This window comes from Pseudomonas duriflava, assembly GCF_007830155.1.
Taxonomy (GTDB): Bacteria; Pseudomonadota; Gammaproteobacteria; order Pseudomonadales; family Pseudomonadaceae; genus Chryseomonas; species Chryseomonas duriflava.
This window is the reverse complement of sequence record NZ_VLKY01000003.1, coordinates 41,929-57,118: the sequence shown is the minus strand read 5'-3', so window position 1 is coordinate 57,118 and position 15,190 is coordinate 41,929. Positions and strand designations below refer to the sequence as shown.

At 58.1% G+C, this 15,190-nt stretch carries 14 protein-coding genes; 6 read left to right on the top strand and 8 right to left on the bottom strand.

Annotation, left to right across the window (positions count from 1 at the left end; translation table 11 throughout):
• From etfA to IQ22_RS04740, 7 genes are all read right to left on the bottom strand, one after another.
• Entirely contained in the window at positions 1-1,242 is a 1,242-nt protein-coding gene (gene etfA / locus IQ22_RS04765; RefSeq protein WP_145138900.1) for an electron transfer flavoprotein subunit alpha, read from the bottom strand.
• On the bottom strand, positions 1,235-1,357 hold the full coding sequence (locus tag IQ22_RS23820) for a hypothetical protein (RefSeq protein ID WP_280177083.1): 123 nt from the start codon (positions 1,355-1,357) through the stop codon (positions 1,235-1,237). The genes etfA and IQ22_RS23820 overlap by 8 nt, the downstream gene beginning before the upstream one ends.
• Positions 1,354-3,351 carry a dimethylglycine demethylation protein DgcB gene (gene dgcB / locus IQ22_RS04760; RefSeq protein ID WP_145138897.1) on the bottom strand — a complete coding sequence of 666 codons (1,998 nt, stop codon included), beginning with the start codon at positions 3,349-3,351 and terminating at the stop codon, positions 1,354-1,356. The genes IQ22_RS23820 and dgcB overlap by 4 nt, the downstream gene beginning before the upstream one ends.
• Before the next feature lie 186 nt (positions 3,352-3,537).
• Positions 3,538-5,598, bottom strand: a complete 2,061-nt coding sequence (gene dgcA / locus IQ22_RS04755) for a dimethylglycine demethylation protein DgcA (protein ID WP_145138894.1) — start codon at positions 5,596-5,598, stop codon at positions 3,538-3,540.
• A gap of 81 nt (positions 5,599-5,679) precedes the next feature.
• Positions 5,680-6,210 carry a DUF5943 domain-containing protein gene (locus IQ22_RS04750; protein WP_145138891.1) on the bottom strand — a complete coding sequence of 177 codons (531 nt, stop codon included), beginning with the start codon at positions 6,208-6,210 and terminating at the stop codon, positions 5,680-5,682.
• Positions 6,211-6,328: 118 nt separating this feature from the next.
• Positions 6,329-7,306 carry a dipeptidase gene (locus IQ22_RS04745; protein ID WP_145138888.1) on the bottom strand — a complete coding sequence of 326 codons (978 nt, stop codon included), beginning with the start codon at positions 7,304-7,306 and terminating at the stop codon, positions 6,329-6,331.
• 115 nt (positions 7,307-7,421) lie between these two features.
• The gene (locus IQ22_RS04740; RefSeq protein WP_145138885.1) at positions 7,422-8,420 is read right to left on the bottom strand and encodes a GlxA family transcriptional regulator; all 999 of its coding nucleotides are present in this window, start codon (positions 8,418-8,420) and stop codon (positions 7,422-7,424) included.
• A 245-nt stretch (positions 8,421-8,665) separates the two neighbouring features.
• On the opposite strand from IQ22_RS04740, the gene choX reads away from it, so the two are divergent.
• From choX to IQ22_RS04710, 6 genes are all read left to right on the top strand, one after another.
• Positions 8,666-9,601, top strand: coding sequence for a choline ABC transporter substrate-binding protein (gene choX / locus IQ22_RS04735; RefSeq protein ID WP_145138882.1), 936 nt, complete (start codon positions 8,666-8,668; stop codon positions 9,599-9,601).
• A 12-nt stretch (positions 9,602-9,613) separates the two neighbouring features.
• On the top strand, positions 9,614-10,498 hold the full coding sequence (gene cdhC / locus IQ22_RS04730) for a 3-dehydrocarnitine:acetyl-CoA trimethylamine transferase CdhC (RefSeq protein ID WP_145138880.1): 885 nt from the start codon (positions 9,614-9,616) through the stop codon (positions 10,496-10,498).
• A 68-nt stretch (positions 10,499-10,566) separates the two neighbouring features.
• Positions 10,567-11,532, top strand: a complete 966-nt coding sequence (locus IQ22_RS04725) for an L-carnitine dehydrogenase (RefSeq protein WP_145138877.1) — start codon at positions 10,567-10,569, stop codon at positions 11,530-11,532.
• A 62-nt stretch (positions 11,533-11,594) separates the two neighbouring features.
• Complete coding sequence (locus IQ22_RS04720) at positions 11,595-12,083, top strand: thioesterase family protein (protein WP_145138874.1); 489 nt, start codon at positions 11,595-11,597, stop codon at positions 12,081-12,083.
• Position 12,084: 1 nt separating this feature from the next.
• Positions 12,085-13,011, top strand: coding sequence for an alpha/beta hydrolase (locus tag IQ22_RS04715; protein WP_145138872.1), 927 nt, complete (start codon positions 12,085-12,087; stop codon positions 13,009-13,011).
• A 351-nt stretch (positions 13,012-13,362) separates the two neighbouring features.
• Positions 13,363-13,611, top strand: a complete 249-nt coding sequence (locus IQ22_RS04710) for a hypothetical protein (RefSeq protein WP_145138869.1) — start codon at positions 13,363-13,365, stop codon at positions 13,609-13,611.
• 52 nt (positions 13,612-13,663) lie between these two features.
• Here the strand turns inward: IQ22_RS04710 and gbdR are convergent, their stop codons facing one another.
• Positions 13,664-14,761 (bottom strand): choline metabolism transcriptional regulator GbdR, encoded by a 1,098-nt coding sequence (gene gbdR, locus IQ22_RS04705; protein WP_145138866.1) that lies wholly within the window; start codon positions 14,759-14,761, stop codon positions 13,664-13,666.
• Positions 14,762-15,190 lie beyond the last annotated feature (429 nt).

Here is a 15,190-nt window from a genome sequence, read left to right as displayed (position 1 = left end):
CTAGGCCACATCCTTCCAGTCTCCGGCACGATACCCTTCAACCAGACGGATCAACGCCTCCAGTACCGCACTTGAATCGGCGATAACCGACAGGTCCGCCCGTTTGATCATGTCGCACCCCGCATTGAGGTTGACGGCAATCACTTTGTCGCACGCGCCTATCCCTTGCAGATGCTGTACGGCGCCTGAGATACCGATAGCCAGATATACCCGTGCCGTTACCCAGGTACCTGTCGCTCCAACCTGACGGTGCCTTGGCATGTGCCCATCGTCCACCGCCACGCGCGAGGCCCCTTCCGTTGCGCCAAGCGTCTGTGCAGCGCGGTGGAACAGATCCCAGTCCTGCACGCCGTTGCCGCCGGACAGGATAAACTCAGCCTCTGCCATGGGAATCAGGGCCGGATCGACCGCCACTGGCCCCAGATCTTCCAACCGAGGCAGACTGCGCAGGGTATTACCTTCGCCCAGCATGACTTCAATCGCATCATGCCGCGTCTCGCTGACCGGCTCTGCACACTCGGCCGATGCCAGGATCAGTCGTGGCACGGCACGGGTCAGGTCTTCGCTGCCGGAGCCAGCCCGTCCAATGCATACACCGTCTTTCACCTGCCAAACACGTGTTGCAGGCCGTTCGTGCAGTGCGGCCGCCAGGCGACGCCCCAATTCCCCGCCGCCGGTACGGCTATCCGGCAGCAGCCAGTGACGCGGTAAAAACTGGCTTTCCACTGCCCGCAAGGCCAGTACGCGTTGCTCAGGTGAGTATCCGTCATATTCATGACCGCTCAATTGCAGCAGGCGGTCGACCCCTGCGGTGTCGAAACCAGTTTCCTTGTGCTCGCCGAAAACCACGGCCAACACCGCGCCTTCCTGACCAGCCAGGTGATGCGCGAGGCCCAGGAGATCACGGTCGTGGCTGGAGAGGCGGCCACCTACCATGTCGGGCACTACAGCAATAATGAACGCCGGCTCGTCGACTCGATGCAACGGCAGCTGTGTTTCCTGGCTTTGACCAAGACGACGGGTTGTTCCGCCCTGCTGGGCACCGCTGCGATCGATTCGACGGATGCCATTAGGGCCGATAAAACCAAGAGCCGCATGGGGACTCTTGCGAATGACGCCGTTCGGCCCCATCCAACGCGCTTCCTTAACAGTGTGAGCCGCCTGCATCACAGCATGCAGTGGATGAAGCCGGTTGCGAGCGATCCATTCGGCACGTGGATCGCGGCGGATAATGTCAGTCATGGTCCGCTCCTGGGCATAGCGTGGTTGTACAGACTGGCTCTAACCGAGTGATACCCAGCACGGACAAGTGCTGGGTATCACCATGCGCCCTACGGCCGTGAGGTGTCTTCGTCATGACACCTCCACTGCTTCACGCTTGGGAGCAGCTGACGGCTTTACAGGCGCTACCGGCGTCTCAATCAATACCTCGGCCACTAATTCGGCAATGTCTTTCACCTCTGGGCGAGGCGCAACTACACCTTCCAGCATGGCGGTGCATTGCGGGCAGCCAACAGCGACTACTTCGGCACCCGTCGTCTTGATATCAGCCATTCGCATATCCGGAATCCGCTGCGTACCGGGGATATCAGTAATCGGCGCACCGCCTCCACCGCCACAGCAACGGGCACGAAAGCCGGCACGTTCCATTTCCTTGACCTCGATCCCGATGGCTTTGAGCACTTTACGCGGTGCCTCGTACTCGCCGTTATAGCGGCCGAGGTAGCACGGGTCGTGATAGGTCAGCCCACCGCCCTGCTGGAAGGCAAGGGGGTGCTGGCCTACGTTCAGCGCCTGGCTGTCCATCAACTCGGCCAGAAAGGTGCTGTGGTGGAAGACCGTGTACTTGCCGCCCAGCGCGCCGTACTCATTTTTAAGCACATGGAAACTGTGCGGATCGCAGGTCACGATACGCTTGAAGCGGTAGCGGGACAGCGTAGCAATGTTGCGTTTGGCCAGTTGCTGGAAGGTTGCCTCATCCCCCAGACGACGTGCGACGTCACCGCTGTCACGCTCTTCCAGGCCAAGCACGGCAAAGTCCACCTTGGCCGCTTTGAGCACTTTGACAAAGGCTCTAAGCGTACGCTGGTTACGCATATCGAAGGCACCGTCGCCCACCCAGAACAACACGTCCGCGTGCTGCTTACTGGCAATCAAGGGAAGATCCAGGTCCGCCGCCCAGTTCATACGATTGACGGGGTTGAAACCGTTGGGGTTATCGGTAGCGATCAGGTTGTCCAGCACCTCGGCGCCCTTGTTTGGGGTTGCCCCCTTCTCCAGGGTTAGGTGGCGGCGCATATCCACGATGGCATCAACGTGCTCGATCATCATGGGGCACTCTTCCACGCAGGCCCGGCAGGTCGTGCAGGACCATAGCGTCTCGGCGTCCACCAGTGCCTTGCCTTCAAAGGACACGATGGGCGAATGGGCATTGCCGCCGTGCTCACCAATCGGTTTACCGGGATAAGGCGAGCCGAAATAGCGTGCGTCGGTGCCACCCGCCATCCCGATAACCATATCCTGGATCAGCTTTTTCGGATTGAGCGGTTGGCCAGCCGCATAGGCAGGGCACATGGCCTCGCAGCGGCCGCACTGAACGCAGGCGTCAAAGCCGAGCAGTTGATTCCAGGTAAAGTCTTTTGGTTTTTCTACGCCCAGCGGGGCAGAAGAATCATTCAGATCCAACGCTTTCAAGCCACTGGATCGCGCCGCGCTGGCATTGAACGGCGTGCGAAAGCGCTCGGGCCGACGGTGGAAGGCCAAATGCAGGGCACCGGCAAAGGCGTGCTTCATCGGGCCGCCCCAGGTCATGCCAAAGAACAATTCCGACACGCCCCAGGCAACGCCCACGGCCAGAACTGCCGCCAGTATCCAACCGCCAAAGTTTTCCGGAAGAATTCCGGCAACCGGTAGCGTGGCGATAAAAAAGCTGGCGGAAAACATCAGCAGGCTTTTAGGCAGGCGCATCCAGGGCCCTTTGGACAGGCGCGCCGGTGGATTACGCCGCCGCTTGGCCACAAACAACGCGCCCACAAACATACAGGCGGTAGCGGCCAGCAATGCCCAGCCGAGAATCCGGCTTTGCAAACCAAAGCCATGGACCAGCACCGCCAGCACGGCCGCCGCCACGAATCCGCCCGCTGTGGCAACGTGAGTCTTGGACATGTAGCGGTCGCGCTCGACCACATGGTGGAGATCGACCAGATAACGCCGCGGCATGGCCAGCAGGCCCCGGATCAGGTCGACCTGTGCAGGCCGCCCTTGCCGCCACAGCATGACGCGCCGGCAGGCACCGAGCACGGCCAGCGCCAAGGCAGTGAAAAGCAGGATCGGGAGGAGGATATTCAACATACCGGAGCCTCGTAGGGTGGGTTGGCCGAGGCGTAACCCACTAACCATTTGCTAAGTCCACCAAGCCGGTTAGGGCCTTTTCGGTGGGTTACGTCTGCGGCCAGGCTACGCGCTCTGTCCCCTCTATTCCCCGCAGTAGCCACTGTAGTAAATAAGAGGGGTTGAGCACCTATCATTGCAGTAGCGTTAAAAGTCCTTACACAGCCGCAGCGCGTCATAAATCGCCGCGTGTGTATTGCGTTGCGCCACGCAGTCCCCGATACGGAACAGTAAGTAGCCATTACCCTGCTCACTCAGCACTGGTTGCGGCTGGATCGCAAACAAGGCTTCGATATCAACTTGGCCTTTGTTGCGCGAACCTTCCTTCAGCGCGTAATAGAGCGTCTCGTCCGGGCGTACGCCGTTCTCGATAACGATCTGGTCCACCACCCGCTCTTCCTTCGCGCCGGTATATTCGTTTTCCAGCACGGCGATTTTCTTGTCGCCCTCGGGGTAAACCTTTTCCAGCATCAGGTCGCCGGTCATGATCACTTCCTTGGGGTAAAGGCTGCGGTAATACGTCGGGAAGGTAGTTCCACCAATGGCCACGCCCGGCTTGATGTCGTCAGTGACAATTTCCACCTGCGCGCCCTTGTCGGCCAGGTAGTCCGCTACAGACATGCCGCTGAATTCACAGATGGTGTCGTAGACCAGTACGTTCTTACCCGGCTCGACTTTGCCGGAAAGAATGTCCCAGCTGCTGACAACAAGGCCCTCTGCCGCGCCCCAGTGCTCGTTCTGCTCCAGGAACGGATGGCCGCCATTGGCCAGCACAACGATATCGGGCCGCAGATCCATGATGGTGTCAGGATCAGCCGCCGTACCCAGCCGCAGGTCCACATTCAAGCGGGCCAGTTCAAGCTGATACCAGCGGGTAATACCGGCGATCTGGTCACGCTGGGGCGCCTTGGACGCCAGGGTAATCTGACCACCCAGTTGGTCCTGCTTTTCGAACAGGGTCACGTCATGTCCCCGTTCGGCCGATACGCGCGCCGCCTCCATTCCGGCCGGGCCGCCACCCACGATGACCACCTTGCGCTTGGGCCCGGTGGATTTCTCAATGATGTGCGGCACCCCCATGTATTCACGACTGGTTGCAGCGTTCTGGATGCACAGCACATCCAGACCTTGATACTGGCGGTCGATACAGTAGTTGGCACCCACGCACTGGCGAATCTGGTCCACCTGCCCCATCTTGATCTTGGCGATCAGGTGCGGATCGGCAATATGGGCGCGGGTCATGCCGACCATGTCCACATAGCCACCTTCCAGGATACGCGTGGCCTGGTTCGGGTCCTTGATGTTCTGTGCGTGCAGCACAGGGACGCTCACGACTTCCTTGATTCCCGCCGCCAAATGCAGGAACGGCTCCGGCGGATAGGTCATGTTGGGAATCACGTTGGCCAGGGTATTGTGGGTATCGCAACCCGAGCCGATAACGCCAAAAAAATCCACCATGCCGGTGTCGTTGTAATACTTGGCGATCTGTTTCATATCGTCATGGGTAAGGCCGTCCGGGTGGAATTCATCACCACAGATACGCATGCCTACGCAGAAATCATCACCTACCTCGGCCCGCACGGCCTTAAGCACTTCCAGGCCAAAGCGCATGCGGTTTTCAAAGCTGCCGCCCCATTCATCGGTACGCTTGTTCACGCGGGGCGACCAGAACTGGTCGATCATGTGCTGATGCACGGCAGACAGCTCGACGCCATCCAGTCCGCCCTCTTTCGCCCGGCGTGCGGCCTGGGCAAAATTGCCAATCACCCGCCAGATCTCCTCCGGCTCGATGGTCTTACAGGTAGCGCGGTGCACAGGCTCGCGAATACCGGACGGCGACATCAACGTTGGCCAGTGGCCGCCATCCCAACGGGAGCGGCGGCCCATGTGGGTAATCTGGATCATGATCTTGGCGCCGTGCTTGTGCATGGCATCAGCCAGATTCTGGAAATGCGGAATGATGCGGTCGGTGGAGAGGTTTACCGAACTCCACCAGTGCTGTGGGCTGTCGATAGCGACCACCGACGAACCGCCGCAGATGGCAAGGCCGATACCGCCCTTCGCCTTCTCCTCGTAATATTTGACATAGCGCTCGGTCGTCATACCGCCGTCAGTGGCATACACCTCGGCGTGCGCCGTGCTGAGTACGCGGTTGCGAATGGTCAGCTTGCCGATCTGGATTGGTTGGAACATTGCTTCAAAGGCCATCACGGCACCTCATCTCAGCGAGTTACGCACGGGCTGTTTGTTATCGTTCATCGCGCCGGGAGCGGCGCGATGCAAAAGGATTTACAGGGGCTTCACCACGAACAGGCCATCGTCGTGGCCTTCTTCCGCACCGCTGTACACCTGCTCGGCAACAGTGCGAATTGTGCTGCCCTTGGCGGCAAGAATCTGATCCATGGCACCGGCAAACCAGCCGGTAAACATGTAGTCCACCTTGCGATTAACTTTGCCGTACACATAAACGAAGGCGGAATGCCGCAGGCGGATCTGGGCCGTACCGGCGTCGACGTCAATCTGCTCAATATCAAACAGTCCCCAGCCGCGTTGGGAGAGGCGCTTCATGTAGTGCTCGTATACCTCGACGCCAACCAAACCGTGGCACTCCGCTTCTTTTTCGCACCAGTGCCAGGCGGACTTGTAGCCAGCCTTGTAGAGAATTTCAGCGTACTTCTCCGCACCGAGCACCTCTTCGATACCCATGTGGTTGTTGACGAAAAAGTGCCGCGGCACATACAGCATGGGCAGCGCATCGGTAGTCCAGACGCCGGTTTCGTCGTCGACCTGGATCGGCATTTCAGGAGCATGTGTGGCCATGGTAGAACTCCAAACAGGATTGCCAGCGAATCATTCGGCATGCACTAAACAGGTGGCATAAATCAGGTACAGCGAGCCCGATGCGAGGGCCTGACACTGCTATGCAGGCCCTGAGCATTTACTCGCCCCAGACGTCGCCCAGTACCCGCACCCAGTTCTCGCCCATGACCTTGCGCACGGTGCGCTCGGACATACCGCGCTTAAGCAGCGTCTCGGTCAGGTTGGGGAACTCACCTACCGTGCGGATACCCAGTGGGTTGACGATCTTGCCGAAGTTGGTCAGTCGGCGGGCGTAGCCCTTGTCGTGGGTCAGGTATTCAAAGAAGTCCTGGCCATGCCCCTGGGTAAAGTCGGTACCAATACCAATGGCGTCTTCGCCAACAATATTCATCACGTATTCGATGGCTTCGGCGTAATCGTCGATGGTGGACTCGATGCCCTTGGCCAGGAACGGCGCAAACATCGTAACGCCGACGAAACCGCCATGATCGGCGATGAATTTGAGCTCTTCGTCGGACTTATTACGTGGATGCTCTTTCAGGCCGGACGGCAGGCAGTGGGAATAGCAGACCGGCTTCTTGGATTCGAGGATGACCTCTTCGGAGGTTTTGCTGCCCACATGGGACAGGTCGCACATGATGCCGACGCGGTTCATCTCGGCCACCACTTCACGACCAAAACCAGACAGGCCGCCGTCACGCTCGTAACAGCCGGTACCCACCAGGTTCTGAGTGTTGTAGCACATCTGCACGATGCCCACGCCCAGCTGTTTGAAGATCTCGACATAACCGAGCTGATCCTCAAAGGCATGAGCGTTCTGGAAGCCAAAGATAATGCCGGTCTTGCCCTGGGCCTTGGCTGTACGAATGTCAGCAGTGGTGTAGACCGGCATCACCAGATCACTGTTCTCGCGCATCAACTTTTTCTGCGCGGCGATATTGTCTACCGTCGCCTTGAAGCCTTCCCAAACCGACACGGTGCAGTTGGCCGCCGTCAGGCCTCCTTTACGCATATCTTCGAACAGTTCCCGGTTCCATTTGGCGATGATCAGCCCGTCAATGACGATGCTGTCCGCGTGCAATTCAGTGGCGTTCATCAGGGCGGCTCCCAGTTCTTGATGCGCCGAATCGTTTGTCGACGCTTTGTGGGGAGCATATCCCTCGGGTTTTCCCCACTGTCGCGCAAAAACGACAGGGGTATTACCGAAAGCGTCAAGGCACGGTTATAGGGACCGCTGCAGGTCCAGTTGTCCCTGGAAATAGAAGTTCGCCGGGTCGTGCGATGCGATCGTCCCTGGGACTGACGCCAAAGCGCTGGCGGTAGCAGCGCGAGAAATAGGACGGTGATTCGAACCCGCAAGCCAAGGCCACAGCCAGCACGCTCATATCGCTCTGCTGGAGCAGATGCCGTGCCTTGTCCAGCCGCAGGGCGAGGTAGAAGCCGGACGGCGTGGCGTCCAGATGCTGCTGAAACAACCGCTCCAGTTGCCGCCGTGTGACGTCGATACTTTCGGCCAGCTCCAGGGTAGAAAGTGGCGGCTCTGTATGGCGCTCCATGGTATCCAGTACCTGTGCCAGCTTACGGTTGCTGATGCCATAGCGTTGAGCAGTCTTGAGTCGCTGATGCTCTTTTGGCGAGCGGATGCGTCCCAGGACAAACTGCTCAGACACCCGTACCGCCAGCTCTGCGCTGTGAGCCCGGCTGATCAAGGCCAGCATCAAATCAATACTGGCTGTTCCCCCGGCGCAGGTAATGCGCCGTCCATCTATCTCGTACAGCTCCTGGCTGACCGTGAGCCGAGGATAGGACTCGCGAAAAGCAGCCAAGGCTTCCCAGTGCACTGTAACCCGATAACCGTCGAGCAACCCTGCCGTAGCTAGCACCACGCTCCCGGTGTCGATACCGCCTAATGTCGCGCCGTCTCGATCCAGGCGGCGAAGCCAGCGTGCCAATAAAGAGTCATAGATGGCCAGCGGCTCGAACCCTGCGACGATAAATAAAACTTCATCTGGCGCCAGCTTCTCTTCTGCCGGTTCGGTGTTCAGCACCATCCCATTGCTGGCCGTAACCGGTTGCCCATCCCGACTGAGCAGTCGCCAGCGGTAAGCGTCCGGCTGGAAGCGATTGGCCACCCGCAAGGGTTCGATGGCCGAGATGAACCCCATGGCAGAAAACCCTGGCAGGAGAAGAAAGCTGAACAACTGTGTCATCACTTACCTCCAGACTGGGCTATCCGGCTAAGGTCACCGAAAGGTCGCTACAGTGCAACTACACGTCGAACCGTTACGGTTTTCAATATCACCAGCCCAGTAGGGTATGACCTGCCGCTCGGATCAACCATGGAAACGCATGATCCGCCTGCGCCGGCTTTTGCCGGCTCATCAAGAAAAAACGGCCTTCAACGCAGTTGTTTCGTATGAAAACCGTCTGCCGAACGAAGCCTGGAGAATTGTCTATGAACCGTTTTATCCGTAATGCCAGCGCCGCCCTGGCATTGACCCTAAGCAGCGCTGCTCTGGCCGCCGACCCTGTCGCCTGCAAGACCGTACGCCTGGGGGTAGTCAACTGGACCGATGTGATTGCAACTAGCGCCATGGCCGAAGTGATGCTCGAAGGGCTGGGCTACCAGACCGAAGAAACTACCGCTTCTCAACAGATCATCATGTCTGCTATGGCTGATGACAACCTGGATGTATTCCTAGGCTACTGGCAGCCCACCATGATTCCAGTAGTCAAACCGTTCATCGACAAGGGCCAGGTTAAGGTGATGGAGTCACCGATCCTGCCGGATGCCCAGTCCACCTTTGCCGTACCGGATTACGTCTACGAAGCCGGATTGAAGACCTTTGCCGATATCGCCAAGTACAGGGACAAGCTCGATGGCAAGATTTATGGCATCGAACCCGGCAGCGGCGCAAACCGCGGCACGGCCGAGATGATCAAGAACAACCGTTTCGGCCTGAAGGACTTCCAACTCGTCGAATCCAGCGAAGCTGGCATGCTAACCGCCGTCAAGCGGGCCGAAAAGCGCAAGGACTGGATCGTCTTTTTTGGCTGGAAGCCGCATCCCATGAATCTGCAAATCAAGATGCACTACCTCACTGGCAGTGAGGACGTCTTCGGCCCCAACGAAGGCTTGGCAACGGTTTCCGCAGTAACCACAGCCAATTACCCAGAAAAGTGCCCAAACGTCGCAAAGCTTGTAGGCAACCTGCATTTTACCTCGGCTGAGGTCGGCGCGGTAATGGCGCCCATTCTGGACCGTACTTCGCCTCAGGAAGCGGCCAAGGCCTGGCTCAAGCAACATCCCGGCAAACTTGAGACAGTGCTTGATGGCGTGACCACCCTGGACGGCAAGAACGGCCTACACGCTGTAAAAGCCTCTTTATAAGGAACTCTGATCGTGAATCATGATGTCATCGTAACCTGCGCCCTTACCGGCGCGGGCGACACCGTAGGCCGTAATGCCAATGTTCCCGTCACGCCCAAACAAATTGCCAAAGCCGCTATCGAGGCCGCCAAGGCAGGCGCTACGGTTGCCCATGCCCATGTACGCGACCCGCAGACAGGTAAACCCAGCCGTGATGTAGCGCTGTATCGCGAGGTAGTTGAGCGCATCCGTGAAGCGGAGGTAGACATCGTTATCAACCTCACCGCTGGTATGGGCGGCGACCTGGAGATCGGCCCTGGCGAGACCCCTCTGGAATTTGGCCCTGGCTCCGATCTTGTCGGTCCGCTAACCCGCCTGCTGCACGTTGAAGAGTTGCGACCAGAAATCTGTACGCTGGATTGCGGCACGCTCAACTTTGGCGATGGCGACTTTATTTATGTCTCGACTCCCGCTCAATTGCGGGCCGGTGCCAAGCGCATCACTGAACTGGGCGTAAAAGCCGAACTGGAAATCTTTGACACCGGCCACCTATGGTTTGCCAAACAGATGCTTAAAGAGGGTTTGCTCAAAAACCCCCTCTTTCAACTCTGCCTTGGCATTCCCTGGGGCGCGCCCGCTGATACCACTACGATGAAGGCCATGGTGGACAACCTGCCGCCCGGCGCGGTCTGGGCCGGATTCGGCATCGGGCGTATGCAAATGCCCATGGCCGCACAGGCCATGCTGTTGGGCGGCAATGTGCGCGTCGGGCTGGAGGATAACCTCTGGTTGGACAAGGGCGTACCAGCCAGCAACGCCTCGCTGACCGAGCGCGTTATCCAGATCATCGAGCGCCTCGGTGGCCGTGTCCTCACACCGGCCCAAGGCCGGGAAAAGATGGGGCTTCCGCTCCGTTAACCTCAACGGCTGGTGGAGGCCTTGCCGACACCCAACACGTCCACTGCCAACAGACCCGTGGAACCCCAATGCCCTACATTACACAGCTCACTACATTTGCGGCCCTCGGAACAGGCGTGATCGGTGCAGGCTGGATTGCACGCGCCCTGGCCCACGGCCTGGACGTCATTGCCTGGGACCCGGCGCCAAACGCGGAAGAAGCCCTTCGCATCCGTATCGCCAATGCCTGGCCTGCCCTAGAGAAACAAGGATTGGCCTCTGGCGCCTCGCCTAAAAATCTATATTTCGCCTCTACCGTTGAAGAGTGCGTGCGTGACGCTGACTTCATCCAGGAAAGCGCTCCCGAGCGCCTTGATTTGAAACGCTCACTCCATCTCTGGATCAGTACGTCGGCACGGCCGGAAGCCATCATCGCGTCCTCAACGTCCGGCCTGTTACCCAGTGAGTTCTATTCCGATGCAGCACATCCCGACCGCTGCGTTGTCGGCCATCCCTTCAACCCGGTCTATCTATTGCCGCTGGTTGAAGTGGTTGGTGGCGAACGGACTGCTCCGGACGCCATCGAAGCCGCCATCCAAATCTATACTGCATTGGGCATGCGTCCCTTGCATGTACGCAAGGAGGTGCCTGGCTTTATTGCCGACCGCCTGCTCGAAGCGCTATGGCGCGAGGCACTGCATCTGGTGAACGATGGCATTGCAACCACTGGCGAGATCGACGATGCGATCCGTTTTGGCGCAGGTCTGCGCTGGTCGTTCATGGGGACCTTCCTCACTTATACCTTGGCTGGCGGCCCGGCCGGTATGCGGCACTTTATGCAGCAGTTCGGCCCTGCGCTAAAGCTGCCCTGGACCTACCTCGAAGCGCCTGAACTGACTGACACGCTGGTCGACCGGGTCGTCGAAGGCACTGCTGTACAACAAGGCAGCCGCAGCCTGCCGGAGCTTGAGCGTTACCGGGACGATTGCCTCCTGGCTGTTATGCAGGCAATCCAGGCAACCAAGCGCCAGCATGGATTCGCGCTGACTGAATAATCGCATCCTGTAGGGCGCAATAAGGCCGGCGGCCGGACTGCGCCTCTTTCACCGGAGCCCTTATGCTCTCACCTCGCCCGTTCACTACTTGGCAAGGCGCTGTTCATGCCGACTGGGTCGACTATAACGGCCATCTGCGTGATGCCTTCTATTTGCTGATCTTCAGCTATGCCACCGATGTCCTGATGGACCGCATCGGTTTGGATAGCCAGAACCGCGAGGCCAGCGGTCATTCACTATTCACGCTCGAATGCCACCTGAACTACCTGCACGAAGTAAAGCAGGACGCACCTGTCGACGTGCGCACCCACTTGCTTGGCTGCGATGCCAAGCGTCTACACCTGCATCACGGCCTTTATCGCCCGGATGAAAACGAACTCTTAGCCGCCAGTGAGCAGATGCTGCTGCATGTCAGTCTCGACGGCCCACGTGCGGCACCCTTTACAGACACTACCCGCGAGCGTATCGCCGCCATTATGGCCGAGCAGGCCGCACTTCCGCGGCCTTTGCATGTCGGACGAATTATCGCACTGCCCGCCGCACGAGCCTGACATGACCGAACGCTACCCCCTCTCCCCCGATATGCAGACCTTCATTGAGGAGAGTCAGCGCTTCCCTGCCGAGGGTCCAGGCCTGGCCGCACAACGAGACGCCTATAACCGCTTGTGCCGAGCCTATACCCCACCGCGTCCCGCTGACTTGGAGGTAATCGATACTCAGCTGGGAGGCGTGCCAGTACGGCTGTATCGACCGCAGAGCGAAACACCCGACCCAGGCTGGCCGGGCATCCTGTACCTGCACGGGGGCGGCTGGATTGTAGGTAACCTAGACTCCCATGAGTTTCTTACTGCCGACCTGGCGCTGCGCCTGAATGCCACAGTTATTGCCGTGGACTACAGACTGGCACCGGAGCATCCATTCCCTGCCCCGCTGGATGATTGCCTTACCGCTTGGCATGGCCTTCAGGCACAGGCTCAGGACTACCGGCTCAACCTTCAACGCCTTGCTGTAGCCGGAGACAGTGCAGGTGGCACCCTAGCAGCGGCGCTTTGTCTGGCATTAAGAGATCATGGCGAACCGATGCCTTGCGCCCAAGCCTTGATCTATCCACTTCTTACTGCCGCATCACTGCTCTCAGAGACACGCTATGCCGACGCCCCTTTGCTCAGTGCGAAGGAGGTGCATGAATGCCTGGCGGCATACCTTCCTCATGCGGCAGACCATAACAACCCTCTTGCCATGCCGCTCGCGGCTAAAAACCTGAGTGATTTGCCACCTGCATTCATTGCCGTAAGTGAGTTCGATCCGCTGCACGATCACGGCGTGCAGTATCGGAGTCGGCTGGAGGAGGCAGGTATTCTGGTACGCTTTCACGAGGGGACCGGCTTGGTGCATGGCAGCCTTCGAGCACATGCTCCAGAGGCGCAAGGCTTATATACCGCGCTGGTAACAGCCCTAAGCAGCTATCTCCACGTTTGAAATGTCGAAAAAAAACCCCACGTACCAATGCGGTACCTGGGGTCAAAATGCCCTATTGGGCCTCAGTGTGTTTCGGCTAGAACAAGCGTAAAGGCGCTTATCCCAGAAGATGCGAGGAACTTTAGCGCTCAACTCAACATAGATGTCATATTAACAGACATTCTCATTTACGCCCTGTGACATATTGCCACCGATCATAAGCGTGTAATTTTCGTCTAATTACCAATAAATACGTTATTGAGAACAGCTGCCCTAGCAAATGCGACCCGGTCATATCCTGCACCGCCCTGCCTCTTGCTCTGTATGCCGTACCTGCCAGAATCGGAACGCACCCTTTTGGAGGACCACGCCATGATGCATGCTGATTTAATTGACCAGGACGACTTTCGTGACCGCCTGCAGGCGCTGGGCATTCCAGTTCCATCTGGCGTTAGTCCCGAGCAGGCCTGCCAGCAAGCACTCTGTGGTCTGAACAAAGAGCAGGCTCTGGCCTTGCGCAGGCTGGTAGAGGAATTATTGTCCGGTAGCGCTACCCTGCTACCCTCTGTACGCGAGGCCATCGCACGTCAGTTATTACCGGCCTTGGCCCAACAACATTGACGTCTTTGCCTGGTGGTTGGCAGAAGCCTTACCACCAGGTACTTCACAGCTCCTACAGTCGAACGCTGGCAAAGGTCGACTCACCTTGCGCCTGATTGAGGGCCGCCAAGGCTGAAGATGTTTGTACCAGGCTCAACTCCGGCGGAACCGGTACCAGCATGACCGGCTGCCCCATGGAAGCACCCTGACGTTCATCTCGCGGCGGGATACCGAAATACTCCCGGTAGCACTTGGAGAAGTGAGGCGTGGACACGAATCCACACACCGAGGCGACCTCAATGATCGACAGGGTGGTTTGCTTGAGCAACTGCCGCGCCCGGATCAGGCGCAGTTTCAGGTAATAGCGTGATGGCGAACAGTGCAGATACTTCTGGAACAGGCGCTCCAACTGTCGACGCGACACATCGACATAGACGGCCAGTTCATCAAGGTCGATGGGCTCTTCAAGATTGGCCTCCATCAATGCGACGATTTCCTGCAGCTTTGGCTGATTGGTGCCCAGCATGTGCTTGAGTGGTACGCGCTGATGATCTTGTTCATTACGAATCCGCTCGTAAATAAACATCTCGGAAATAGCCGCACACAGTTCGCGGCCATGCTCGCGACCAATCAGGTGCAGCATCATGTCCATGGGCGCGGTACCACCGGATGAGGTAAACCGGTTACGGTCGATAGAAAACAGCCGTGTACTCAGCAACACCCGAGGAAACGCCTCCTGCATCGAGGCCAGCGTTTCCCAATGTACGCTGCAATCGTAGCCATCGAGCAGACCGGCACGGGCCAGTCCCCAACTGCCCGTGCACACCGCACCCAGCTTACGACCCTGCCTCGCCTGGAGTTGCAGCCAGCTGATATGATCGCGTGTCACGCTGCGCTGAATGCCTACCCCGCCACAGACGATAACCATATCCATGGCCGGTGCAGCATTGGCAGCGGAATCTGGAGTGATCTGCAAGCCATCGCTTGCTCGAATCGGACGTCCATCCAAACTCAACGTACACCAGCGGTACAACTCGCGACCGGACAGCTGATTAGCCATCCGAAGCGGTTCGACCGCAGACGCCAGCGAAATCAGTGTGAAATTGTCCAACAGCAGAAAACCGATGGACTGCGGAACGCGGTTCTGTGGCTGGTTTTGGTTGAATGACATTGAAACGCCCTCATCACGCTAGCAAGAATGGTCTCATCAAGGCTCTTATAAGTCCGTATAAAGTCGCTTTCCTGTTCGATGACTACTTCCTGCTGACACACAGGCTACCCGCCAGGATGGATGACTCTACTGATGTCATCGCAAATACCATGCCTACATTGAACAGTCGTTCAATAAAAATGGGCCAAAGGTCTAAGTTGAATAGTCAGTGCGGGTGAATAACGTCTGACGTATAGGTAGGAAGGACACGCCGCGCATGATCTGAGCAGATTGGTAGCAGCGTTGGGTATATTTGACCGATATCAAAGTTTCTCTAGGAAACGAAGTAACAGACAAGTGGTTACCAATAGACACCTCAACGGAGAGAAGAACAGGTAAACCCGCCCTGAACAAGCCGGAACGCGTGCGCTAAAACATGACACAAGCGCC

Coding starts and splice junctions, on each gene's coding strand:
- IQ22_RS04720 (WP_145138874.1), top strand. CDS start 11,595: ATGCTCTCACCTCGCCCGTTCACTACTTGGCAAGGCGCTGTTCATGCC.
- choX (WP_145138882.1), top strand. CDS start 8,666: ATGAACCGTTTTATCCGTAATGCCAGCGCCGCCCTGGCATTGACCCTA.
- IQ22_RS23820 (WP_280177083.1), bottom strand. CDS start 1,357: ATGACGAAGACACCTCACGGCCGTAGGGCGCATGGTGATACCCAGCAC.
- IQ22_RS04750 (WP_145138891.1), bottom strand. CDS start 6,210: ATGGCCACACATGCTCCTGAAATGCCGATCCAGGTCGACGACGAAACC.
- etfA (WP_145138900.1), bottom strand. CDS start 1,242: ATGACTGACATTATCCGCCGCGATCCACGTGCCGAATGGATCGCTCGC.
- dgcA (WP_145138894.1), bottom strand. CDS start 5,598: ATGGCCTTTGAAGCAATGTTCCAACCAATCCAGATCGGCAAGCTGACC.
- gbdR (WP_145138866.1), bottom strand. CDS start 14,761: ATGTCATTCAACCAAAACCAGCCACAGAACCGCGTTCCGCAGTCCATC.
- IQ22_RS04725 (WP_145138877.1), top strand. CDS start 10,567: ATGCCCTACATTACACAGCTCACTACATTTGCGGCCCTCGGAACAGGC.
- IQ22_RS04715 (WP_145138872.1), top strand. CDS start 12,085: ATGACCGAACGCTACCCCCTCTCCCCCGATATGCAGACCTTCATTGAG.
- IQ22_RS04745 (WP_145138888.1), bottom strand. CDS start 7,306: ATGAACGCCACTGAATTGCACGCGGACAGCATCGTCATTGACGGGCTG.
- IQ22_RS04710 (WP_145138869.1), top strand. CDS start 13,363: ATGATGCATGCTGATTTAATTGACCAGGACGACTTTCGTGACCGCCTG.
- IQ22_RS04740 (WP_145138885.1), bottom strand. CDS start 8,420: ATGACACAGTTGTTCAGCTTTCTTCTCCTGCCAGGGTTTTCTGCCATG.
- dgcB (WP_145138897.1), bottom strand. CDS start 3,351: ATGTTGAATATCCTCCTCCCGATCCTGCTTTTCACTGCCTTGGCGCTG.